The following is a 21,130-nucleotide window of genomic DNA, read 5'->3' as shown; positions in this document are numbered from 1 at the left end:
CTCAGCCCGCCCGGTCGGCGAGCTCCAGCAGGCGGGTGAACGTCTCCCGGTCGACATTGCCGCCCGAGAGGGTAACGAGCGTCGCATCTGTCACCGGCACCTTGCCCGCGAGCACGGCAGCCAGCGCCGCAGCGCCGCCGGGCTCGACGACCAGATGGAGCTTCTCGAAGACCAGCCGCATGGCCTGCGCGACCTCCATCGGCGTCACGGCCGCACCGCCGCTGGCCCGGCCCTGCAATACCGCGAAATTGATCGGGAAGGTGCGCGGCGTCTGGAGCGCGTCGCAATCGGTGGGGAAGGCCAGGTCGTCCACCGACTGGATGCTGCCGGCCGCCAGCGAGCGAAGCAGATCGTCATAGCCTTCCGGCTCGGCCAGATGGAGCTCCGCATCCGGGCAGGCCAGCGCTAGACCGGCAGAGAGGCCCCCGCCCCCGCAACAGGCAACGATGCGGTCGGGTCCGCGCCCGAGCTGCGCCTGCATTTGCGCCGTCGCCTCAATCCCGAGCGTGCCCTGCCCCTCGATGATCCACGGATCGCCATAGGCATGAACGAGGGTCGCGCCGGTCTTCGCGACCAGATCGGCCGCGATGCTGTCGCGATCCTCGCTCGCGCGATCATACAGATGGACCTTGGCGCCCAGCGCCCGGGTCGCCGCCAGCTTGGCGCGGGGCGCATCGCTCGGCATCACGATGGTCGCGGCGATGCCGAGCCGCCGGGCGGCCCAAGCCACGCCCTGCGCGTGATTGCCGCTGGAGACGCCGACCACCTCGCGCGCCCGCTGCTCCGCCGTCAGATCGCTCAGCCGATGCCAAGCGCCCCGGATCTTGAAGGCGCCGATGGGCTGGAGCATGTCCGCCTTGCACCAGATCGTCCGCCCCTGGACCTCCAGAGGCAAAAGCGGCGTGGGCGGCAGCAGCGCCGCAATCTTGTCCGCCGCGCGCAACACGCCTTCGCGGCTCGGCGCACGAAGCGGATCGAGCAATTCTTGTTCTGTCACAGAGCCCCCCTATATGCAGGCGCTTGTCGATTCGACTTCATGGAGACTAACAGATGAGCAAGGTGCTGGTCATCGGCGCAGGTGGCGTCGGATCGGTCGCGGTCCACAAGATGGCGATGAATGTGGACATCTTCAGCGACATTCACCTCGCGAGCCGCACGGTCTCCAAATGCGCTGCCATTGCCGCCTCCGTGAAAGAGCGCACGGGCGTTGCCATCAGCACCTATGCGCTGGACGCCGACGACGTGGCCGCAACGACCGCGCTCATCAAGCAGATCGGCCCCAAGCTGGTCGTGAACCTGGCGCTGCCTTATCAGGACCTTGCCATCATGGATGCCTGCCTCGCCGCCGGCGTCAATTACATGGACACGGCGAATTACGAGCCGCGCGACGAGGCGCATTTCGAATATAGCTGGCAGTGGGCCTATCAGGACCGGTTCAAGGATGCCGGCCTCATGGCGCTGCTCGGCTCCGGCTTCGATCCGGGCGTGACCAGCGTGTTCGCAAGCTGGCTCAAGAAGCATCATTTCGAGCGGATCGACACGCTCGATATTCTGGACTGCAATGGCGGCGACCATGGCCAGCACTTCGCCACCAACTTCAATCCGGAGATCAACATCCGCGAAGTGACCGCTCCCGCGCGTCACTGGGAGAATGGCGAATGGGTGACGACCCCCGCCCTCTCCTACAAGCAGAGCTTCGACTTCGAGCAGGTCGGCCCCAAGAACATGTACCTCATGTATCATGAGGAGCTGGAGAGCCTTGCCAAGCACCTGCCGGAGATCAAGCGCATCCGCTTCTGGATGACCTTCGGCGATGCCTATCTCAAGCATCTTGAAGTGCTGCAGAATGTCGGCATGACGCGGATCGACCCGGTGATCTACAATGGCGTGGGGATCATCCCGCTACAGTTCCTCAAGGCCGTGCTGCCCGAGCCGGCCTCGCTGGGGCCGACGACCAAGGGCAAGACCAACATCGGCGACATTGCCACCGGCCTTGGCAAGGATGGCAAGGACAAGACGCTCTACGTCTACAATATCTGCGACCATGAGGACGCCTATGCCGAAACCGGCAATCAGGCGGTGAGCTACACCACCGGCGTGCCGGCGATGATCGGCGCGGCGCTGATGCTTCAGGGTCTGTGGTCCGGCGCGGGCGTGTTCAACATCGAGCAGCTCGATCCCGATCCGTTCATGGACATGCTGAACAAGCATGGCCTGCCGTGGCAGGTGAAGGAACTCGACGGACCGCTGCCCTTCTGATGGGCGCCCTGCGCATCCGCATCGGGCTGGCGAGCGCCGCCCTGGCGCTCGCTCTGGGCGGCTGCGCGCCGCAGATCGGCCTGGTCGATGGCGTGCCCTCCTCCGAGCTGAACAGTTGCGCGCGCCAGGGCGGCTCGCTGCAGGCACGGGGGCGCGCGCAGACGGTCATGTGCGTGGTGCCCTATGCGGATGCGGGCAAGAGCTGCGCCTCGAAGAAGGACTGTCAGGGCCGCTGCCTGGCCCAGCCGGGCAAGAACGGCGCGCTGCCGCTCGACGAGCAGAAGGCACCCGGCCGCTGCCAGGCCGACAACAAATTATTCGGATGCTTTGCCGAACTCGACGGCGGCAAGGTCGTTCGGTCTATGTGCATCGACTGATCGGTGCATCGACGAAGGCGCGGCACTCGCAGCCGCGCCATGAGATGATTTGAGCGGAGCTGACCCCATGGAAACCCGAGCCGGCGACCCCGGCGCCTTTGCGCGCTTCGATCTCAATCGCGTGCCCTCGCCTGCTTTTGTGGTCGATGCCGCCGCCATCCGCCGCAATCTGACGATCCTCAAGGACGTGCGGGACCGGGGCGGCATCAAGATGCTGGCGGCGCTCAAAGCCTTCTCGATGTGGTCGCTCGGGCCGACTGTCTCGGCCTATCTAGACGGGGTCTGCGCCTCCGGACTCTACGAGGCCCGACTGGGCCGCGAAGAATATACCGGGCTGGATGAGAAGGGCGAAGTCGCGACCTATTGCGCCGGGTACAAGGCAGCAGACCTGCCGGAAATCTGCGTGCTTTCCGACCATATCATCTTCAACTCCCCCGGCCAGCATGCGCGCTTCCGGCCCATTCTCGATGCGCAGCGCGCACAGGGGATGAGCTTTGACGTCGGCTTGCGGATCAATCCACTCCATGCCGAGGGCGAGGTGGCGAAATATGATCCCTGCCAGCCCAACAGCCGGCTGGGCTTCCCCATCGACCAGCTACTCCCTGAGCATCTTGAGGGCGTGGACGGCATTCATTTCCACACGCTGTGCGAGCAGGATTTCGTGCCGCTGGGCCGGACATGGGCTTCGGTCGAGCCGAGCCTCAAGCGCTTCTTTCCTCAGCTCAAATGGCTGAACTTCGGCGGCGGCCATCATATCACCCGCGCCGACTATCAGCGCGATGAGCTGGTCGCCTTCCTCCAGCAGGTCCGCCGTGAGACCGGGCTCGACGTGTATCTGGAACCTGGCGAGGCCGTGGCGCTGGATGCCGGCATCCTCGTAGGCGAAATCCTCGACGTGATCGATAATGGCATGCCTGTTGCCATCGTGGATATTTCCGCGACCTGCCACATGCCGGACGTGATCGAGGCGCCCTATCGCCCGGCGATGCTCGGCGAGGACGCGGCTGGCGATCTGGTGCGGCTGGGCGGCCCCTCCTGCCTCGCAGGGGACATCATCGGCGACTATGGCCTGCCCGTGCCCACGGAGCCGGGGCGCCGCATCGCCTTCCTCGATCAGGCGCATTATTCGATGGTGAAGACCAACACCTTCAACGGCGTGCCGCTGCCCTCCATCTGGCTGTGGGACAGCGAGACGGACGAACTGCAGGAAATCCGCCAGTTCGGCTATGAGGACTTCAAAGGCCGGCTGAGCTGACATGGAAACGACATAAAACTGTCACAATAAGCCCTTGAATTTGCTCGCGTCATTCGAACTGGATAACCAAAATTTTACCGTCCGGCTTCTAGAGGCGTGGCATGATGCATGCCGCCTCTTTCCAGATCGACGGACAGGATGACGAGGACGCTCTCGCCGGGCTGCGGATGCCGGGCAGCGAGCAGATCAAGGCGCGGCAGGGCGCCTCGTCCATGGAGATTGTCGCGCTGTTTCGCCAGCACATGGGCTTGCGGCTTCTCCCGCTGGTCGATCAGGCGGATCGCCCAATTGGCGCCATCTATGAGGAGGACGTTCGCAATATCCTCTTCAACCCCTATGGCTATGCCCTGCTGAGCAATCCCGGCATCACCATCGCCTTTGGCGAGCGGATGCAGCACTGTCCGGTGGTCGAGATGGACAAAGGCCTTGCCGGCCTGCTCGCCGTCCATGCGCGCGACGGTGGCAAGGAAGCGATTATCGTGACGCGCGGGGGCCGCTATGCCGGCTTCGTCCCGAATGCCGCCATTCTCGGGGCGATCAACGCGCAGGAGGTGCGGCAGCGGCGCGCGCGCGACGCGGAACTGGCGCGACTACGCGCGGTGAGCGCGGCCTTCGAGCAGGACATCCAGAGCCTCTCTACGGCGCTTGGCGATATGGCGTCGCTGCTCCAACGCACAGCTACCGGCACCGCCGCCCGGAGCCAGGACAATACCGACCACGCCTTGCACGTGCTCACCGCCGCCGGCCAGACCGGCGCGATGATGGACGAGGTGGCGCGCTCCAGCGCCGCATTGGTGCAATCGCTCGGGCGGCTCGACCAGGAAACGGAGCAGGCGCGGGCTGTCGCCGCCGAAGCCGTTTCCCGAGTGGACGCCAGCGCCGCGCAAGCGCAGGCGCTCGATCAGGCCACGCAATCCATCGAAACGATCACCGTCACGATCGAAACGCTGGCCCGATCGGTCAAGCTGCTCGCGCTCAACGCCTCGATCGAAGCGGCGCGGGCTGGAGAAGCCGGGCGCGGCTTTGCCGTCGTCGCCAATGAAGTGCGCGCCCTTGCCCAGAAGACGGCCGCCGCTGCGCAGGATATTCGCACCCATGCGCTGACGGTTCGAGGCACGGTCGCGGCGGTGACCGGGGCACAAGCGGGCCTCGAGCGCGTCATCGCCAGCGTCAAGCAGATCGCAGATGGCGTCACCGCGACGGTCAGCGCGCAGCGAGCCCTCTCCCTCCATCTCGCCGCCGGCACCGAACAGGCGGCCTCGGCCAGCAAGGACATCGAGGCGCATATCGTGCGCATCTCCGGCAATGCGCGATCGGCCGCCGAAGGCGCGCAGGATCTGGCACGAACGGCTCATGATCTGAGCGACTCATCGAGCAGCCTCTCGCGGCGGGTGGAGCGGTTCCTGAGCGACATCGCGATGCGCGACGGCGCCGCTGATTGAAGCGCATTCGCGCTCAGATTCGACTCGCCGCAACCGCGCCACCCGATCCAGCGGGTTTGCGAGACGTCCGATCCTGCACCGAAATTGCGCCATCGCTGCAGCGCCATTACGAAAAAGCCAGACTTTCCGGCACTTTCCAGCGCCGCAGCGCGTGACTCAATTTTGCCCCCCGATCTTTACAGGGGGGTCCGCAGGTCATATATGCGCACCCCTGCTGCCCCATGGGACTTCCACCGCAAGGCAGCTCTTTTCGACTGTAATCCACTGGAGGTCCCTTGAGTTGTACAAGCATCATAGCGCGCTGGGGGTAGCTCTCTCCCTCAAACCGGCAGCACCGGTAACGCTTATTCGCCCGCAGGCAGCTGCCCGCGCAGCTCGATACTTCTCGACGAAGTTCCCGGGGCGCTCGCTCTATGCCGTCAAGGCCAATCCCTCGCCCGCATTGCTGGAAACGCTGTGGGCGGCTGGAATCACGCATTTCGATGTCGCGTCCATTGCCGAGGTTCGGCTGGTCGCGCGGACGCTGCCGCAGGCCAAGCTCTGCTTCATGCATCCGGTGAAAGCCGAGGAAGCCGTTCGCGAAGCCTATTTCAAGCATGGCGTGCGGACCTTCTCGCTGGATTCGCTCGAGGAGCTGGAGAAGATCGTGCGGGCCACCCGTGGCGCGCCGGACCTTGAGCTGTGCGTGCGCCTGCGCGTCTCCTCCGAGCACAGCAAGCTGAGCCTCGCCTCCAAATTCGGTTGCGATCTCGCCGATGCGCGCGAGCTGCTGCAGGCCACCCGTCAGGCTGCGGATGCGCTCGGCATCTGCTTCCACGTCGGCAGCCAGGCGATGTCGCCCCACGCCTATGTGCAGGCGATCGAGCGCGTGCGCGCCGCGATTGTCGATGCATCGGTGACGGTGGACATTGTGGATGTGGGCGGCGGTTTCCCCTCCACCTATCCCGGCATGGAGCCGCCGCCGCTCGGCCATTATTTCTCGGCCATTCACCGCGCCTTCGAGAGCCTGCCGATTTCCTATTCGGCCGAGCTGTGGTGCGAGCCCGGCCGGGCATTGTGCGCGGAATATAGCTCGCTGCTGGTGCGGGTGGAAAAGCGCCGCGGCAACGAGCTGTTCATCAATGACGGCGCCTATGGCGCGCTGTTCGATGCAGCACATCTCGGCTGGCGCTTCCCCGTGCAGTTGCTGCGCGCCGAAGCCAATGAGGCGGATCAGGAAGCCTTCAGCTTCTACGGCCCGACCTGCGACGACATGGACCATATGGCCGGCCCGTTCATGCTCCCTGCGGACGTGCGTGTGGGCGACTATATCGAGATCGGGATGCTCGGCGCTTATGGCAATGCCATGCGCACCGAGTTCAACGGCTTCGGCGCGGAAAGCGTCGCGCAGGTTGCCGACGAGCCGATGGCGAGCCTCTACCGTGAGGAAGAGCCGGCCCCGCAGCAGTCCAACGTGGTGCAACTGCGCCGCTAAAGCGGATTGCCAAGCCTGGCAGAATGAGACAGCCTCCCCGGACAAGTTTCGGGGAGGCTTTTTCATGTCGGTCAATCTGCTGCTGCCGGTGTTTGCGCTGGTGCTTTGGTCCATCGTGATGCTCATCTGGATGGTCGCGCTGCGGCTCCCGGCGCTGAGCAAGCTCAAAATCTCGCCAGAGCAGGCACGCGGCGGACGCGGTCAGGATCTCGACCGGATGCTGCCGCGCGAGATCAACTGGCCGGCGCACAATTATGCGCATCTGATGGAGCAGCCGACGATCTTCTACGCGACGGCGATCGGCCTGGCGCTACTCGGCCAGGGCACGACGGCCAACATCGCCCTCGCCTGGGCCTATGTGGGCATCCGCATCGTCCACAGCGTGTGGCAAGCGAAGGTGAACACCATTCCGGTGCGCGCCAGCCTGTTTTTCCTCTCGTCGATCCTGCTGGCGGTGCTGGCCGTCAACGGCCTTCTCGCCGCGCTACGGCTCAGCGCCTGAAGGTCGCGACCAGCTCGACATGGGTCGACCAGCGGAACTGGCCGACGGGCTTCACCCGCTCGATGCGGTAGCCTGCCTCGGCCAACATCACCGCATCCCGCGCGAAGCTGGCCGGATTGCAGGAGACATAGACGATCAGCGGCACCTGTGAGGCCGCGATCTGCGCCACCTGCTCGCGCGCGCCGGCGCGGGGCGGATCGAGCACGACGGCATCGAAGCGGTTGAGTTCCGCTGGCGTAAGCGGACGGCGGAACAGGTCGCGATGCTCCGGGAAGATGCGGCCGGGCAGGCGATTGCCACCGGCGCGCAGGGCCATCACCAGATCGCGGGCGGCCTCCGCCGCATAGACCTTGCGCCCCGGCACATCATTGGCGACGGACAGGGCGAAGGTGCCGAGCCCCGCGAACAGGTCAGCCACCATGGCTGCGCCCCCCAATGCCTGACGCACCTCGGCGACCAGAGCCGCCTCCCCGTCCTCCGTCGCCTGCAGGAAGGCGCGTGGCGGGTAGCCAGTGAGGACATCGGCGAAGCGCACCGTCACCGGCTCCGGCTCCCAGATGGTCATCGGGGCATCATCATCGATCAGGATGAGCCGGGCGAGTTGGTTCTCACGGGCAAAGTCGAGCAGCGCCTCGGTTTGGGCAAGGCCATCGACCCGCAGGCCTGAAAGGACGACATCCACGCCCTGATCGACCAGCGTCAGATCCGCCTCGCCGGGCTGGCGATCCGGCAGCATCGTCGCAAAGAGCGCACGCAGCGGGGCGACCAGCGCGAAAAGGCGCGGGTCCAGCACCGGGCATTCGCGCAGATCGATAAGCTTGTGACTGCCCTGCTCCGAGAAGCCGAACTGGACGCGCTTGCCGAGCCGCAGCGCGCGCAGGCTGGCCCGACGACGGCTATGTGGCGGCGAGACGTGCGGCGCCGCGACCTCCTGCGCGCTCAGTCCCTGCCCGGCCAGCGCGCCGGCCACGCGATCGCGCACATAGTCGGTGAAGGCCTCACCCGACAGGTGCTGGAGCTGGCAGCCCCCGCATTGCGGGAAGTGCCGGCATGGCGGCGTGACGTGATGCGGGCCGGCCTCGATGCTCCCATCGGTGCGCAGACGGTCGCCCGGCGCGCTGAGGGCGACATGGCGGCCATCCGCCGTCACGCCATCGCCTCGCGCGGCAATGCGGACGATAAGATCGGGATCGGGGCTGGTCATGAGGCACTCGCAAAGGCAGCAGGAAGGCAGCCGACAAGATCGTCGGCAATGAAACCCGCGCCGGCACGGCGGCCAGCCTCGCCATGCAGCCAGGCGGCCTCACAGGCAGCGGTGAAGGCATCGCCCGTAACCGCCAGACGGCCCGCGCACAAGCCGGCGAGCACATCACCCGTGCCGGCGGTGGAGAGCCATGACGAAGCCGGCGGGGCGACGACGCAGCGTCCATCGGGCGCGGCGATCACGCTGTCAGCCCCTTTATGGACCACGACGGCACCGATATCGGCCGCCGCCGCGCGGGTACGATCGATCTTGTTGCCCAATCGTTCGCCGAAAAGTTGGCGGAACTCGCCCTCATGCGGGGTGACGATGGCAGGAGGTGCCGCTTCCGCCGGACCGCGCGTGCCTATCAGCCACAGGGCATCTGCATCGGCTACGGTCGGCACCCCTGCGTTCAAGGCTGTGAGGAGCGTGCGCCATGCGGCATCATCGCGCCCAAGGCCGGGGCCGACGAGAAGCGCCTTGGCGCGATCCACCTCGAAGTGCTCGCTGCACACAATGGCGTGGCTTTGGGGACTGGCCGGCGCAGTCTGCCCGATCAGCCGCACATAGCCAGCACCGCTGTGCGCCGCCGCCTCCGCTGCGAGCGCGGCCGCGCCCGGCATCGCGCCGGCCACGACGCAGACCAGACCGCGCAGATATTTGTGGGAATCGCGGGCCGGAGGCCGGATCAATGGTGGTTGAAGAACCCGCGCGGCGTCCGCCGGCGCGTCGATGCCGATATCGACCAGCCAGTGCTGCTGCGCGAAGTCGAGCGCGGGCATCAACACATGCGCGGGCTTCCAGGCGCCCAGCGAGAGGCAATGGGTGAAGACCGGCACTGGGGAGAGCGCGAGCGCGGCATCGCTCTCCACGCCGCTCGGGACGTCGATGGCGTAGCTCAGTTGCGCGGCCTCCACCAGGGCGCCAAGCCGGGCAGCCAGCTCCGGCGACAGGCCGCGCGTGAGGCCGATGCCGAACAGCGCATCCACCAACTGCGTCGCCGGTTCGGCAAGCATGATATCCTCGACCGGGCCGCCCCAATCGGCGCGCGCCTTGCGGCTGCTGCCCGTGCCGCTCTCGCCCAACGCCGCCACGCGGACGGGCACGCCCAGATCGCGCAGGGTACGGGCGATGACGAAGCCGTCCCCGCCATTGTTGCCGGGGCCGCAGAGCACCAGCACGTCGCGCATCGCGCCTGCGCGGAAGATCACCTCCGCCGCGCCCTCGCCGGCCGTGCACATCAGGGCGTAGGGATCGATGCCGGCATCGAACAGCGTCTGCTCGGCTGCGCGCATCTGGGCGACGGTGAGGATGGGCGCGGCAATCATTTGCGGCTGCATCGCGGAGAGCGTAGGTTTCCTGATCCACCACTGTGTTCCTGCGAAGGCAGGAGCCTAGGGCGATCAGAACCGTCGCATGCGCCCTGGGCTCCTGCCTTCGCAGGAGCACAGCGTTGAGCAAATAAGCCTCGGTGGCGCCGCAACTGACGCGGGGATGCATCAGCCCAGGCCCCTCTCCCGAGGAGAAGGGCCATGGGATCAGATATCAGCGAAGACATGCTTCTCCGCTTTGGCGCCGGGATGCGTCACCGCGCCCTGCCAAGCTGGGCCGACATTTTGGGCATAGCGCCAGAGGGCACCCGCCTGATAGTCATTCTGGCGCGGCTGCCACTTCGCCCGGCGCTCGGCCAGCACGGCTTCGTCGACCAACAGGTCGATCGTGCCGGCCTCGGCATCGATGCTGATCGTATCGCCATTTTCGACCAACGCGATGGGACCGCCGTCCGCTGCTTCCGGGCCGACATGGCCGATGCAGAAGCCGCGCGTGCCGCCCGAAAAACGCCCGTCCGTGATGAGCGCGACCTTCTCGCCCAGACCCTGGCCGTAAAGCGCAGCGGTGGTCGAGAGCATCTCGCGCATGCCGGGACCGCCCTTGGGACCTTCATAGCGGATCACGACGACATCGCCGTCCACGATCTGCTGCGCCTCGACAGCGGCGAAGGCCTCTTCCTCGCGCTCGAACACCTTGGCGATACCGGTGAACTGCAGGCGCTTCATGCCCGCCACCTTCACGATCGCCCCTTCCGGCGCCAGGCTGCCCTTGAGGCCAACGACACCGCCGGTCGGCGTGATCGGGGTCTTGGCGTCGTAGATGACCTTCTGGTCAGGGTTCCACGTCACCTCGTCGATATTCTCGCCCAGCGTCTTTCCGGTCACCGTCATGCAATCGAGGTGCAGCAGGCCGGTCTGGGCCAGCGACTTCATGAGCATGTAGATGCCGCCGGCGGCATGCATGTCCTTGGCGACATATTTGCCGCCGGGCTTGAGGTCAGCCATGTACGGCGTCGTCTTGAAGATCTCGGCAACGTCGAACAGCGAGAAGTCGATGCCGCATTCATTCGCCATGGCCGGGAGGTGCAGCGCGCCGTTGGTGGAGCCGCCGGTCGCCGCGACGATGCGGGCGGCATTCTCAAAGGCTTCGCGCGTGCAGATGTCACGCGGACGCAGGTTGATCTTGAGCAGCTCCATGATCTGCTTGCCCGCCGCGACAGCGATTTCCTGACGGCTCTTGTAGGGCGCCGGCACCATGTTGCTGTTCGGCAGCGACAGGCCGATGGCCTCGCCGACGCAGGCCATGGTGTTGGCGGTATACTGGCCGCCGCATGCGCCATGGCCCGGGCAGGCCGCCTTCTCGATGGCGGTGACTTCCGAGAGCGGGCAATTGCCGGCAGCAAACCGCCCGACAGCCTCGAACACGTCGATGACGGTCAGGTCCTCGCGATCCTTATACTGGCCGGGAAGGATGGAACCGCCATACACGAAGATGCTGGGCACGTTGAGCCGCAGCATCGCCATCATCATGCCAGGGAGCGACTTGTCGCAACCCGCGAAGGTGACCAGCGCATCATAGCAGTGCCCACGCACGGACAGCTCGACGGAGTCCGCGATGACCTCGCGGCTGACGAGGCTGCTCTTCATGCCCTGATGGCCCATGGCGATGCCATCGGTCACCGTGATGGTGTTGAAGCGGAACGGCGTGCCGCCTGCGGCCATCACACCCTCGCGCGCCCAATTAGCCTGCGTATCCAGTGTGGTGTTGCACGGCGCGCTGTCATTGCCGGCGGAGGCGAGACCTACGAACGGCTTGGCAATATCCTCTTCCTTCCAGCCCATCGCATAATAATAGCTGCGGTGGGGGGCGCTCTCGACGCCAACGGAGACGTAGCGGCTGGGGAGTTTGGATTTGTCGAAGCTGTGGGTCATTTCATTCACCTTCCTGCGGGCAGCGCTCTAGGCCCGTTGCGGGGCGGCTTGCAAGCATGGAGGGCGCAAAACACGCCTGTTGCGAGCCGCTCTCAGGAAAAGGCCGCGTGGCAGGCGCGCAGCACCGGGCCGATGATACCCGCCAGCCGCGCCTGCCCCTCTACATCGCTCACCAGATCCTGCCGCATCTCGATACCCAGATAGGGCCGACCATGGGCCTCGGCGTGGCGGTTCATCGTGGCATTCAGCAGCTTGCCCGAATAAGGCTCCTGATCGCCCACCACAAGCCCGGCGGCGGCCAGCAGGGGGATGGCGATCCGCGCGCCGCGATCGTCCTGATTGTAGAGCACGCCGATGTCCCATGGGCGCGCCTCCTCGGGCCGGCTGCGCAATTGCGGCGTAAAACTGTGCAGCGAGAGCAGGAACGGCCGATGCCCCTGCCCGGCCAGCACGGCGACCTCGGCATGATAGGGATCGTAGAAGCGCGCGAGGCGGTCGGCGACCTCGGCGGTGCTGTTGCCCTCGATATGGTGGCTATCGCTATGCACCGGCACCAGCCCGGCCGAATCCGCCTCGCGATTATAATCGATGACAAGGCGCGAGACGCCGCCCAGGATGGCGCAACACCCGCCTTGATCCACCAGCAGCCGCGCGACCTGCGCGACGCCGATGTCGACCGCGACATGCTCCTCCAGCACGGCAGCGGGTAGACCGAGATCGATATCCTCCGGCACATGGTTGGAGGCATGATCGGCGATGATCAGAATCGGTGCGGACGGATCGCCCAGGATTTGAAACGCAGCAGTCATGTCCAAGGCCTAGCGCAGTTTGCGGCCGGCCAAAAGACCACGTGTTCAGCGCAGCAGGCTGGTCATCACCCACCAGTCGGGATGGTCGGCGATGATGCGGTCTGCGGCGGCATCCCGCTCGGCCTCGCTCGCGAAGACGGCAAAGCAGGTCGCACCGGAGCCGGACATGCGGGCAACTTGGGGAAGCTGCGCGCGCAGCACCGCCAGCACGTCCTCGATTTCCGGCACCAGAGCCATAGCGCTCGCCGTCAGATCGTTGCGGCCCCGCGCCCATGCCAGCGGATCCAGCGCGCCCCGGTCGATGCCGTCCCATCCGCCGAACACAGGCCCGGTCGGGCAGGCGATCAGCGGATTGACCAACAACACGGGCGTCTCTGCAAGATCGAGATCGATCGTCTCCAGCCGGTCGCCCACGCCCGACCCGAATATGGTGGCCGAGCCAAGGCAGGCGGGCACATCGGCGCCCAACGCCGAGGCGATGGCCGGGAAATCGATTTCCATCGGCCGCACGTCCCACAGACGCACCAGCAGCCGAAGCGCAGCGGCAGCGTCGGCCGAACCGCCTCCGATGCCGGAAGCAACCGGCAGGCGCTTCTCGAGCAGCAGATCGGCGCCCAGATGGCCGCCAGTCGCGGCTTGCAGGGCGTGCGCCGCGCGCATCACCAGATTGCGCTCATCGGTCGGCAAGCCATCGGCGAACGGCCCTTCGACCCGCAGCGCGATCTCGCCGTCCTCGCGGAGCGTGCCGCTCAGCCCGTCGCCATCCGCGCAAAAGGCGAACAGACTCTCCAGTTCATGATAGCCGTCGGCGCGACGCGCGCGGACGTGAAGAGCGAGGTTGAGCTTGGCGTGGGCGGTTTCTGTGAGCACGGGCGGCTCCATAGCGGGGCCGCGGCCGCTTGTCTTGTCCCTCTGCAAGCTCGGTCGCCCAGTCATCATGCGTCAATCTGACGGCGCGGCCTTCCCTGCCTCGCGATAGTCGGGAAGATCAGGCGCATTCTGTGGCACCGGCTGCGCCTCCAGCTTGGCGATCAGCGCCTTCATTTCGGCAATTTCTCGCACCTGCGCTTCGATGATGCCGTCGGCCAGCACACGCACCTGCGGGTCGCGAATATGGGCGCGCTCGCTGGTCATGATCGCGATGGAATGGTGCGGGATCATCGCCTTCATATAGCTGACATCGTCGACCGTGGCCTGACTGCGCACCAGCCAGAGCGAGAGGCCGAAGACGAGAGTTGCGCCTGCGATAATCCCGATCTTCACGCCCTTGCGCGGGTACATCCCCCACATGAAAACCAGCATGATGATGGCCATCACAGCCCCCATCAGCAGCGCCATCCAGGTGCGGGTCTGGCTGTACGTGACATGATCGAGGGCGTAGGTGTTCAGATACATCAGTCCGAACATCACGACCGTCGACGTGGCGATCATGGCCGCGAAGCGCGCGTAGCTCATCCAGGCCTCCTCTGCGGGTCTGCCAACCAACCCGCCAACTGGGATAGGGTTGCAGCCTGAGCCGGTGTCCGTCGGCCTGCCAGACACCGAGACGGGAACTTTTCGCCGCAGCGACCGTCTCCCCATTGTCGGGAAAAGAATTTGAAAGGGACTTATATGCTCTGGACCATCATCGGTATTCTGATCGTTCTGTGGCTGCTTGGGTTCGTCCTTCACGTCGGTGGCGGCCTGATCCACATCCTTCTGCTGATCGCGGGCGTGGTCTTCGTATTCCAGCTCATCACCGGTCGCCGATCTCTCTGATCGCGCCAGATGATCGATGAACAAACGGGGCCTTGATCGGCCCCGTTTTTCTATGCGTCAGCGAGGATATAGGCGCAGCTACATGTTCGGATAAGTCGGCCCGCCGCCGCCCTCGGGCGCCACCCAGTTGATATTCTGGGTCGGGTCCTTGATGTCGCAGGTCTTGCAGTGGACGCAGTTCTGCGCGTTGATCTGGAAGCGCGGATTTCCGGCGCCATCCTCCACCACCTCATAGACGCCCGCAGGGCAGTAGAGCCGGGCCGGCTCGTCATAGAGCGGCAGATTGTAGCGGATCGGCACGTCCGGGTCCTTGAGCTGCAGGTGGACCGGCTGGTCCTCCTCATGATTGGTGCCCGAGAGGAAGACCGACGAGAGCCGATCGAAACTGAACACCCCGTCCGGCTTGGGATAATCGATCTTGTGGACGGCATCCTTGCGCCAGAGCTTGGTATGATCGGCCTTGTTGCGCAGCGTGAACGGCAGCCCGATGCCGAGCGTGCGCATCCACATATCGATGCCGGCAAACAGCGTCCCCACGACATTACCGAACCTGGCCAGCCCCGGGCCGGCATTGCGCACCAGCTTCAGCTCCTTGGCGATCCAGCTTTCGTCCAGCGCGGCTGGGTAGGCCTCCAGCACATCGCCCGAGCGGTCCGCCGCGACCGCATCCGCCACGGCGTCGGCCGCCAGCATCGCGGATTTCATCGCTGTATGCGTGCCCTTGATGCGCGGCACATTCACAAAACCGGCCGAGCAGCCGATGAGCGCCGCGCCGGGCATCACCAGCTTCGGGATGGATTGCCAGCCGCCCTCATTGATGACGCGGGCGCCGTAGGAGACGCGCTTGCCGCCTTCCAGCACCGCGCGGATATCCGGATGCTGCTTCCAGCGTTGGAATTCCTCGAACGGGCTCAGATAGGGGTTCTTGTAGCCCAGCCCGACCACGAAGCCGAGCGCCACCTGACCATTCGCCTGATGATACAGGAAGCCGCCCCCATAGGCATCGGTCAGCGGCCAGCCTTGCGTGTGGATCACCCGGCCGGGCACATGTTTGGCCGGATCGATGTCCCACAATTCCTTGCAGCCCAGGCCATAGGTCTGCGGATCGCTATCCGCCTCCAGATCGAAGCGGGCCTTGAGCTGCTTGGTGAGGTGGCCGCGCGCCCCTTCCGCGAACAGCGTGTAGCGGGCATGAAGCTCCAGCCCGGGCTGATAATCCGGCTTGCGACTGCCATCGCGGGCCACGCCCATGTCGCCGGTCGCGACGCCCTTCACGGCGCCATTTTCATCGTACAGGATCTCGGCTGCAGGAAAGCCGGGGAAGATTTCCACACCCAGCCCCTCCGCCTGTTCGGCGAGCCACCGGCACAGCGAGCCCAGCGAGCCGGTATACGTGCCCTTATTGTGCATGAACCCCGGCGTCAGCAGATGCGGCACTGCGAATTTGCCCGAGCGGCTGAGCATCCAGTGATGGTTCTCGGTGACCGGCACCTGCGCCAGCGGGCAGTCGCTGGTCCGCCACTCCGGCAGCAGCTCATCAAGCGCCCGGGGATCGATCACTGCGCCGGAGAGAATATGCGCGCCAATCTCCGAGCCTTTTTCCAGCACGCAGACGCTGATCTCGCTGCCCGCCGCCTGGGCGCGCTGCTTGAGGCGGATCGCCGCGCTCAATCCCGCAGGGCCTCCGCCTACGATCACCACGTCATAGGGCATGGATTCCCGTTCGGACATGTCTACCTCCCTAGGCGGCGGACGCGCTGGAGTTCCGTCCGGTCGCCGCAATATTTTCACGCTTTACAGTCGCCAGCGATGCGGCAGAGTTGACCGCGCCGTCAACCTCTGTCTCTGTAAACCCATGGGTGAGCAGGACATGATGACGCCGGAGCAGGCGGCCTATGCCTATGCGCATTGGTGGCGGGAAGCGGGGCTGGACTGCGCCACCGACGAGGCGCCCCGGCGCTGGCGGGATGGCGAACCCGTTCCATTCTGGCGACGCTCTTCGCCGGCCTCCAGTACTGCGGAAGGTGCCGCACGACCGGCCATTGATGCGCTCGCTCAAAACCCCGCGCCAGCGCCGCCGCCCGCCCCCGTGCAGGCTCGCACGCCGGATCAGGCGCCGAAGACGATGCCGGCAGATTTGCCCGGCTTCCTCGAGTGGATTGCGCAGGATGCCGGCCAGCCAGAAGCCGATTGGCATGGCGAGCGGACCGCCCTCCCCGCCCTGCACGCGCCGCGCCTCGTTCTCCTCGTCGAGATGCCGGCCGCCGGTGCAACCGATCTGGCCCAGCTTCTCGAGCCGCAACAGCAGCGGTTTATCGTCTCGATGCTCGGCACGCTCGGCCTTGAGCCCACACAGGTGCCGTGCCTGCCGCTGGCTCTGCGCCGCCCGCCGGGCGGTCATCTCGATGCCGCCTTGCTCCCCCAGCTTGCCGCGCGGATGACCCGCTATCTCGATCTGGTCCAGCCGGGCGCGATCATCCTGCTGGGTGACCGGATCGGTCGCGCCATGCTCGGCGAGCGCTGGCGACCCGGCCTCGTGGGACTTGAAAAGATTGACCTGCCGCATCGCAGCGTGGATACGGTCGCCCTCGCGGGGCCTGATCTGCTGATGAACCGGCCGCTTGCCAAGGCCAGAAGCTGGCAGAGCGTGCGTATGCTCCATGGATTGTTGACGCAATGAACAGGTCCCCTTCCCGATCCCGTGTGCGCCGGTCGCTGCTCATGGCCCTGTCGCTGTGCGCGCTCGCTGGCCCACTGGCGGTAGCCCAGCCGGCGGCGGCAGCCTCCGCCATCCCGACGCCGAGCCAGGATGAGCAAGGCCGATATGGCGCCATTCTCGCCATGCTGGAAGGCAAGCGCTGGGACGAGGCGCGCAGTGCCATTCTCGGCCTCTCCGAGGCGGACAGTATGCGCCCGCATCTGCTTGCCGAGCTGTATCTCGCCAAGGATAGCCCCCGCGTCGAGCTGTTCGACCTGCTCGACCTGCTGCACAAGACGCCCAACCTTCCGCAGAACGACCGCATCGCCTCGCTGGCCCGCAAGCGGGGCGCGCAGACGCTGCCGGACCGGCCGGCCACGCGCCAACTCATGTGGACCGGCACCTCACCCCAGCGGCAGATGCTCCGCTCGGTGAAGGGCGATGCCGCAGCCGATCAGCTGCGCGGCACGCTGCTCCAGTACATCAAAGACGATCAGCCCAATCAGGGCGAGGCCCTGCTCGCCTCTGCCGAGGCCGGGCTCGGCATGGATGGCCGCACCGAATTGCGTCAGCGCCTCGCCTGGTCCTATTTCATCTGCGGCGATACCGCCAATGCCCGCCGCATGGGCGCACTGGCCGTCAATGGCGGCACCGGCGACTTCGTGGCACCGTCTTACTGGGTGATGGGCCTCGCCGCCTGGCGCGAGAAGCAATGGGCCGCCGCCGCCGACTCTTTCTATCATGCCGCGATGAGCACCTCCGATGCGGACCTGCGCAGCCGCAGCTATTTCTGGGCGGCGCGCGCCATGATGGCCGACCGGAAGCCCGAGCGGGTCAATGCCCTGCTGCGCAGCGCGGCGCGCGATGAAGAGAGCTTTTACGGCCTGCTGGCCCGCGAAACGCTCGGCCTCGGCTTCAGCACCGCGCTCAAGCGGGAGAATGTGTCGTCGCAGGATTGGTCACTGCTCGCGGGCAGCGGCAATGTCCGCAACGCCGTGATCCTCGCCACGCTGGGCCGCAGTGCGCAGGCCGATGCCGTGCTGCGCCATGAGGCTGCGCTGAGCGACGACACGCGGTATAGCGCGCTGGTACATCTCGCCAGCGACCTCTCGCTGCCCACCACCCAGCTCTGGCTGGCGCAACGCTCGCCAAGCGGGCGCAAGTCGGCGGCCTATGCGCGCTATCCGCGCCCGGAATGGTCACCGAGCAATGGCTGGCAAGTCGAGCGCGCGCTGGTCTTCGCCCACGCCCTGCAGGAATCCCGCTTCCAGACCGATGCCCGCAGCCCGGCCGATGCGCGCGGCTTGATGCAGGTCCTACCAGGCACGGGCGCGCAGCTTGCCCGCTCCAGCGGCATGGCGGTCACGCCCGATCAGCTTTACGATCCGGCCGTCAGCCTCGCGCTCGGCCAGGCCTATCTGCGCAAGCTCAGCCAGATGCCGGCCACGGGCGGACTGCTACCCAAGGTCGTCGCGGCCTATAATGCCGGCCCCACTCCGATCGAGCGCTGGAACGTGCAGATCCGTGATGAGGGCGATCCGCTGCTCTTCATCGAATCCGTGCCTTATTACGAGACCCGCGCCTATCTGAACGCCGTGCTGCGCAATTACTGGATCTACCAGATGGATGAGCAAGGCGGCCGCTCACCGGCACTCTCGGCCATGGCGCAGGGCCTGTGGGTCCGCTTCCCGGATGGCAGCAAGGACGTCGCCGTCCGCGTCACCCCGCATGGGACTGCTGCCGGTGCCTATTGACGAGAGCCGCGTCTTCACCCCGATTCAGATCGCCCTGCTCACCATCTCCGACACGCGGACGCTGGCAGACGACCGATCCGGCGATACGCTCGCCGAGCGCGTTACCGCTGCCGGCCATGTGCTGAAGGCCCGCGAGATCAGCAAGGATTCGGTCGAGACCATCCTTGGCCATCTGCACCGGTGGATCGACGACCCGCAGATCGATGTCATCCTCACCACCGGCGGCACCGGCGTGACCGGGCGCGACGTGACCCCCGAAGCGCTGGAAAAGGTGCAGGACAAGGCCATTCCAGGCTTTGGCGAGCTATTCCGCTGGCTCAGCTTCCAGTCGATCGGCACCTCGACCATCCAATCCCGCGCCTGTGCCTGTGTGGCGCGCGGAACCTACATTTTCGCCCTGCCCGGCTCGACCGGCGCGGTGAAGGACGGGTGGGACCAGATTTTGGTCCACCAGCTGGATAGCCGCTTTCGGCCGTGCAACTTCGTGGAATTGATGCCGCGGTTGCTGGAGAAGTAGGCTCAGGAAATCCACATCCCGTTCGTGTCGAGCGAAGTCGAGACACGCCTAGCACGGCGCTCATGTGTCTCGACTTCGCTCGACACGAACGGGAGATGGGAGGTGCCCCTAAACCTCCTAAAATCTCAATAAGCGCGGCCGACCAGAACCCGCTCTACAGCCTTCTCGCCGGTAAAGATGCACGTCCCGCTCGCCGGCGTCGCATCCATCGGCACGTTGCGCAGCGTCAGCTTCTCGCCCTTCAGCCAAGCGACCACCTTGTCCAGCGCGGGTCCCGTGGGCTTGCTCCATTCGACTTCGACCCAGCCGGGCTTGTCGCCGCCGAACGCACCCGCCAGCGCCGTCAGCTCGCTCACGTCGCGGCGGATGTTCGCCTCCAGCCGCGCGCGCGCCCCGCTGTGCAGGCTGTCCTGAACGCCGCGCAGCATGTCCGCGACCGCCCCCACGAAAGCATCCCGCGCCATGACCTCGCTCGCCAGCTTGCCTGCCTCATTATAGAGCCGGTCCCGCCGCACGACCGAAACATTGCCGCCCGCGACATCGCGCCCGCCGACCTCGACGATGACCGGCGCGCCCTTCTTCACCCAGCCCCAGCGCTTGGGGGCGGCCTTGATCGGCTTCTTGTCGAACAGCACCCGCAGCGGCTCGCGGAACACGTCGACCGCGCCCAGATCCTTGGCAAGCGCGTCGCAATAATCGATGACCGCCGCATCCTCGTCCGTATCGCGCAGCATCGGCACGATCACCACCTGATGCGGGGCGATCATCGGCGGGCAGCGCAGCCCGTCGTCATCACCATGGACCATGATGACGCCGCCGATCATGCGGGTCGAAACGCCCCAGCTCGTCGTGTGGCACAGGGCCTGCTGGCCGTCCTGATTCTGATATTGGATGCCCGCCGCCTTGGCGAAGCCCGTGCCCAGGTAATGCGAGGTGCCGGCCTGCAGCGCCTTGCCATCCTGCATCATCGCCTCGATGGAATAAGTCGCGACCGCGCCGGGGAAGCGCTCATTCTCCGGCTTTTCGCCCGCGACCACCGGCATGGCCAACTCGGTTTCCGCAAAGTCACGGTACATTTCGAGCGCGCGCATCGTCTCGGTCCGTGCATCGGCTTCGTCGGCATGGGCGGTATGCCCTTCCTGCCAGAGAAACTCGCTGGTGCGCAGGAACATGCGCGTGCGCATCTCCCAGCGCACGACATTGGCCCACTGGTTGGTGAGCAGCGGCAGATCGCGCCAGCTCTGCACCCAGCGCGCCATCGCCTTGCCGATCACCGTCTCGGACGTGGGGCGCACGACCAGCGGCTCCTCCAGCTTGCTGTCCGGATCGGTCTGTAGCTTGCCGTCGATGTTCTTGAGGCGATGGTGGGTGACCACCGCCATTTCCTTGGCGAAGCCTTCGACATGGTCCGCTTCCTCGGCGAAGAAGGACAGCGGGATGAACAGCGGGAAATAGCAGTTCTCCACCCCAGCTGCCTTGATGCGCGCATCCATCAGCTTCTGGATGCGCTCCCAGATGCCATAGCCCCACGGACGGATGACCATGCACCCGCGCACGCCGCTTTCCTCGGCCAGATCGGCCTCGCTGATCACGGCCTGATACCAGGCAGCGAAATCCTTGGCTCGGGTGACGGGCAGCGCGTGCTTGATGTTGGACAATGTCTTGCTTTCCGGGTCAGGAAGGAGATTGCAGCGGTCTTTAGTGGCCGCGCGGAAAAATACCAAGACGTTCGCGCGCTGACGTGGGGAGACAAACGGGAACTTTCCCTGACCTCACTCG

General features: G+C 65.8%; 19 protein-coding genes. 10 read left to right on the top strand and 9 right to left on the bottom strand.

The window, feature by feature from the left end; genetic code table 11:
• Position 1: 1 nt before the first annotated feature.
• A complete protein-coding gene (locus M2341_RS07840) occupies positions 2 to 997 on the bottom strand; it encodes a threonine/serine dehydratase (protein WP_264584848.1) in 996 nt (331 codons plus the stop codon).
• Between the two features lie 53 nt (positions 998 to 1,050).
• Between M2341_RS07840 and M2341_RS07835 the strand changes: the two genes are divergently transcribed.
• From M2341_RS07835 to M2341_RS07810, 6 genes are all read left to right on the top strand, one after another.
• Positions 1,051 to 2,259 carry a saccharopine dehydrogenase family protein gene (locus M2341_RS07835; protein WP_264584847.1) on the top strand — a complete coding sequence of 403 codons (1,209 nt, stop codon included), beginning with the start codon at positions 1,051 to 1,053 and terminating at the stop codon, positions 2,257 to 2,259.
• Positions 2,259 to 2,636: a hypothetical protein gene (locus M2341_RS07830; RefSeq protein WP_264578683.1), complete on the top strand. Its 378-nt coding sequence runs from the start codon at positions 2,259 to 2,261 to the stop codon at positions 2,634 to 2,636. The genes M2341_RS07835 and M2341_RS07830 overlap by 1 nt, the downstream gene beginning before the upstream one ends.
• 67 nt (positions 2,637 to 2,703) lie before the next feature.
• The gene (locus M2341_RS07825) at positions 2,704 to 3,891 is read left to right on the top strand and encodes a carboxynorspermidine decarboxylase (RefSeq protein WP_264584846.1); all 1,188 of its coding nucleotides are present in this window, start codon (positions 2,704 to 2,706) and stop codon (positions 3,889 to 3,891) included.
• Between the two features lie 101 nt (positions 3,892 to 3,992).
• The gene (locus M2341_RS07820; protein WP_264584845.1) at positions 3,993 to 5,333 is read left to right on the top strand and encodes a methyl-accepting chemotaxis protein; all 1,341 of its coding nucleotides are present in this window, start codon (positions 3,993 to 3,995) and stop codon (positions 5,331 to 5,333) included.
• A gap of 280 nt (positions 5,334 to 5,613) precedes the next feature.
• Entirely contained in the window at positions 5,614 to 6,807 is a 1,194-nt protein-coding gene (locus M2341_RS07815) for a type III PLP-dependent enzyme (RefSeq protein WP_264584844.1), read from the top strand.
• A 64-nt stretch (positions 6,808 to 6,871) separates the two neighbouring features.
• A complete protein-coding gene (locus M2341_RS07810; RefSeq protein WP_264570055.1) occupies positions 6,872 to 7,309 on the top strand; it encodes an MAPEG family protein in 438 nt (145 codons plus the stop codon).
• On the opposite strand, the gene M2341_RS07805 is transcribed toward M2341_RS07810, so the two are convergent.
• From M2341_RS07805 to M2341_RS07780, 6 genes are all read right to left on the bottom strand, one after another.
• The gene (locus M2341_RS07805) at positions 7,299 to 8,513 is read right to left on the bottom strand and encodes a class I SAM-dependent RNA methyltransferase (protein WP_264584843.1); all 1,215 of its coding nucleotides are present in this window, start codon (positions 8,511 to 8,513) and stop codon (positions 7,299 to 7,301) included. The two genes, M2341_RS07810 and M2341_RS07805, sit on opposite strands and share 11 nt — an antisense overlap.
• Positions 8,510 to 9,880: an NAD(P)H-hydrate dehydratase gene (locus M2341_RS07800; RefSeq protein ID WP_264584842.1), complete on the bottom strand. Its 1,371-nt coding sequence runs from the start codon at positions 9,878 to 9,880 to the stop codon at positions 8,510 to 8,512. Before M2341_RS07800 ends, M2341_RS07805 begins: the two co-directional genes overlap by 4 nt.
• A 210-nt stretch (positions 9,881 to 10,090) precedes the next feature.
• Positions 10,091 to 11,815 carry a dihydroxy-acid dehydratase gene (gene ilvD / locus M2341_RS07795; protein ID WP_264570052.1) on the bottom strand — a complete coding sequence of 575 codons (1,725 nt, stop codon included), beginning with the start codon at positions 11,813 to 11,815 and terminating at the stop codon, positions 10,091 to 10,093.
• A 92-nt stretch (positions 11,816 to 11,907) separates the two neighbouring features.
• Entirely contained in the window at positions 11,908 to 12,624 is a 717-nt protein-coding gene (locus tag M2341_RS07790; RefSeq protein ID WP_264584841.1) for an N-formylglutamate amidohydrolase, read from the bottom strand.
• Positions 12,625 to 12,669: 45 nt separating this feature from the next.
• The gene (locus tag M2341_RS07785) at positions 12,670 to 13,506 is read right to left on the bottom strand and encodes a 4-(cytidine 5'-diphospho)-2-C-methyl-D-erythritol kinase (protein WP_264584840.1); all 837 of its coding nucleotides are present in this window, start codon (positions 13,504 to 13,506) and stop codon (positions 12,670 to 12,672) included.
• A gap of 60 nt (positions 13,507 to 13,566) precedes the next feature.
• On the bottom strand, positions 13,567 to 14,079 hold the full coding sequence (locus tag M2341_RS07780) for a DUF305 domain-containing protein (protein WP_264584839.1): 513 nt from the start codon (positions 14,077 to 14,079) through the stop codon (positions 13,567 to 13,569).
• A gap of 156 nt (positions 14,080 to 14,235) precedes the next feature.
• Here M2341_RS07780 and M2341_RS07775 point away from each other — a divergent pair, with 156 nt between their 5' ends.
• Positions 14,236 to 14,382, top strand: coding sequence for a lmo0937 family membrane protein (locus M2341_RS07775; RefSeq protein WP_181559368.1), 147 nt, complete (start codon positions 14,236 to 14,238; stop codon positions 14,380 to 14,382).
• Between the two features lie 78 nt (positions 14,383 to 14,460).
• Here M2341_RS07775 and M2341_RS07770 read toward each other — a convergent pair whose 3' ends face one another.
• Positions 14,461 to 16,113 carry an electron transfer flavoprotein-ubiquinone oxidoreductase gene (locus tag M2341_RS07770; RefSeq protein ID WP_264584838.1) on the bottom strand — a complete coding sequence of 551 codons (1,653 nt, stop codon included), beginning with the start codon at positions 16,111 to 16,113 and terminating at the stop codon, positions 14,461 to 14,463.
• 139 nt (positions 16,114 to 16,252) lie between these two features.
• Between M2341_RS07770 and M2341_RS07765 the strand changes: the two genes are divergently transcribed.
• Genes M2341_RS07765 through moaB form a run of 3 tightly spaced genes read left to right on the top strand, consistent with a single transcriptional unit; the run spans position 16,253 to position 19,351 of the window.
• Entirely contained in the window at positions 16,253 to 17,062 is an 810-nt protein-coding gene (locus M2341_RS07765) for a hypothetical protein (RefSeq protein WP_264584837.1), read from the top strand.
• Complete coding sequence (locus M2341_RS07760) at positions 17,059 to 18,834, top strand: lytic transglycosylase domain-containing protein (RefSeq protein ID WP_264584836.1); 1,776 nt, start codon at positions 17,059 to 17,061, stop codon at positions 18,832 to 18,834. The genes M2341_RS07765 and M2341_RS07760 overlap by 4 nt, the downstream gene beginning before the upstream one ends.
• A complete protein-coding gene (gene moaB, locus M2341_RS07755) occupies positions 18,824 to 19,351 on the top strand; it encodes a molybdenum cofactor biosynthesis protein B (RefSeq protein WP_264584835.1) in 528 nt (175 codons plus the stop codon). The genes M2341_RS07760 and moaB overlap by 11 nt, the downstream gene beginning before the upstream one ends.
• 125 nt (positions 19,352 to 19,476) lie before the next feature.
• Here the strand turns inward: moaB and M2341_RS07750 are convergent, their stop codons facing one another.
• Positions 19,477 to 21,000 carry a proline--tRNA ligase gene (locus M2341_RS07750; RefSeq protein WP_264586006.1) on the bottom strand — a complete coding sequence of 508 codons (1,524 nt, stop codon included), beginning with the start codon at positions 20,998 to 21,000 and terminating at the stop codon, positions 19,477 to 19,479.
• Positions 21,001 to 21,130: the final 130 nt, after the last annotated feature.

Origin of the sequence: Sphingobium sp. B7D2B, from assembly GCF_025961895.1 — a bacterium.
Classification (GTDB): domain Bacteria; phylum Pseudomonadota; class Alphaproteobacteria; order Sphingomonadales; family Sphingomonadaceae; genus Sphingobium.
The sequence above is the reverse complement of the archived record's forward strand: the minus strand, read 5'-3'. Positions and strand labels throughout refer to the sequence as shown.

What these genes read in the sequence shown, in the direction of transcription:
- M2341_RS07790 (WP_264584841.1), bottom strand. Translation starts at nt 12,624, where the DNA reads ATGACTGCTGCGTTTCAAATCCTGGGCGATCCGTCCGCACCGATTCTG.
- M2341_RS07800 (WP_264584842.1), bottom strand. Translation starts at nt 9,880, where the DNA reads ATGATTGCCGCGCCCATCCTCACCGTCGCCCAGATGCGCGCAGCCGAG.
- M2341_RS07825 (WP_264584846.1), top strand. Translation starts at nt 2,704, where the DNA reads ATGGAAACCCGAGCCGGCGACCCCGGCGCCTTTGCGCGCTTCGATCTC.
- M2341_RS07810 (WP_264570055.1), top strand. Translation starts at nt 6,872, where the DNA reads ATGTCGGTCAATCTGCTGCTGCCGGTGTTTGCGCTGGTGCTTTGGTCC.
- M2341_RS07765 (WP_264584837.1), top strand. Translation starts at nt 16,253, where the DNA reads ATGATGACGCCGGAGCAGGCGGCCTATGCCTATGCGCATTGGTGGCGG.
- M2341_RS07760 (WP_264584836.1), top strand. Translation starts at nt 17,059, where the DNA reads ATGAACAGGTCCCCTTCCCGATCCCGTGTGCGCCGGTCGCTGCTCATG.
- M2341_RS07770 (WP_264584838.1), bottom strand. Translation starts at nt 16,113, where the DNA reads ATGTCCGAACGGGAATCCATGCCCTATGACGTGGTGATCGTAGGCGGA.
- ilvD (WP_264570052.1), bottom strand. Translation starts at nt 11,815, where the DNA reads ATGACCCACAGCTTCGACAAATCCAAACTCCCCAGCCGCTACGTCTCC.
- M2341_RS07775 (WP_181559368.1), top strand. Translation starts at nt 14,236, where the DNA reads ATGCTCTGGACCATCATCGGTATTCTGATCGTTCTGTGGCTGCTTGGG.
- M2341_RS07780 (WP_264584839.1), bottom strand. Translation starts at nt 14,079, where the DNA reads ATGAGCTACGCGCGCTTCGCGGCCATGATCGCCACGTCGACGGTCGTG.
- M2341_RS07835 (WP_264584847.1), top strand. Translation starts at nt 1,051, where the DNA reads ATGAGCAAGGTGCTGGTCATCGGCGCAGGTGGCGTCGGATCGGTCGCG.
- M2341_RS07820 (WP_264584845.1), top strand. Translation starts at nt 3,993, where the DNA reads ATGATGCATGCCGCCTCTTTCCAGATCGACGGACAGGATGACGAGGAC.
- M2341_RS07785 (WP_264584840.1), bottom strand. Translation starts at nt 13,506, where the DNA reads ATGGAGCCGCCCGTGCTCACAGAAACCGCCCACGCCAAGCTCAACCTC.
- M2341_RS07805 (WP_264584843.1), bottom strand. Translation starts at nt 8,513, where the DNA reads ATGACCAGCCCCGATCCCGATCTTATCGTCCGCATTGCCGCGCGAGGC.
- M2341_RS07830 (WP_264578683.1), top strand. Translation starts at nt 2,259, where the DNA reads ATGGGCGCCCTGCGCATCCGCATCGGGCTGGCGAGCGCCGCCCTGGCG.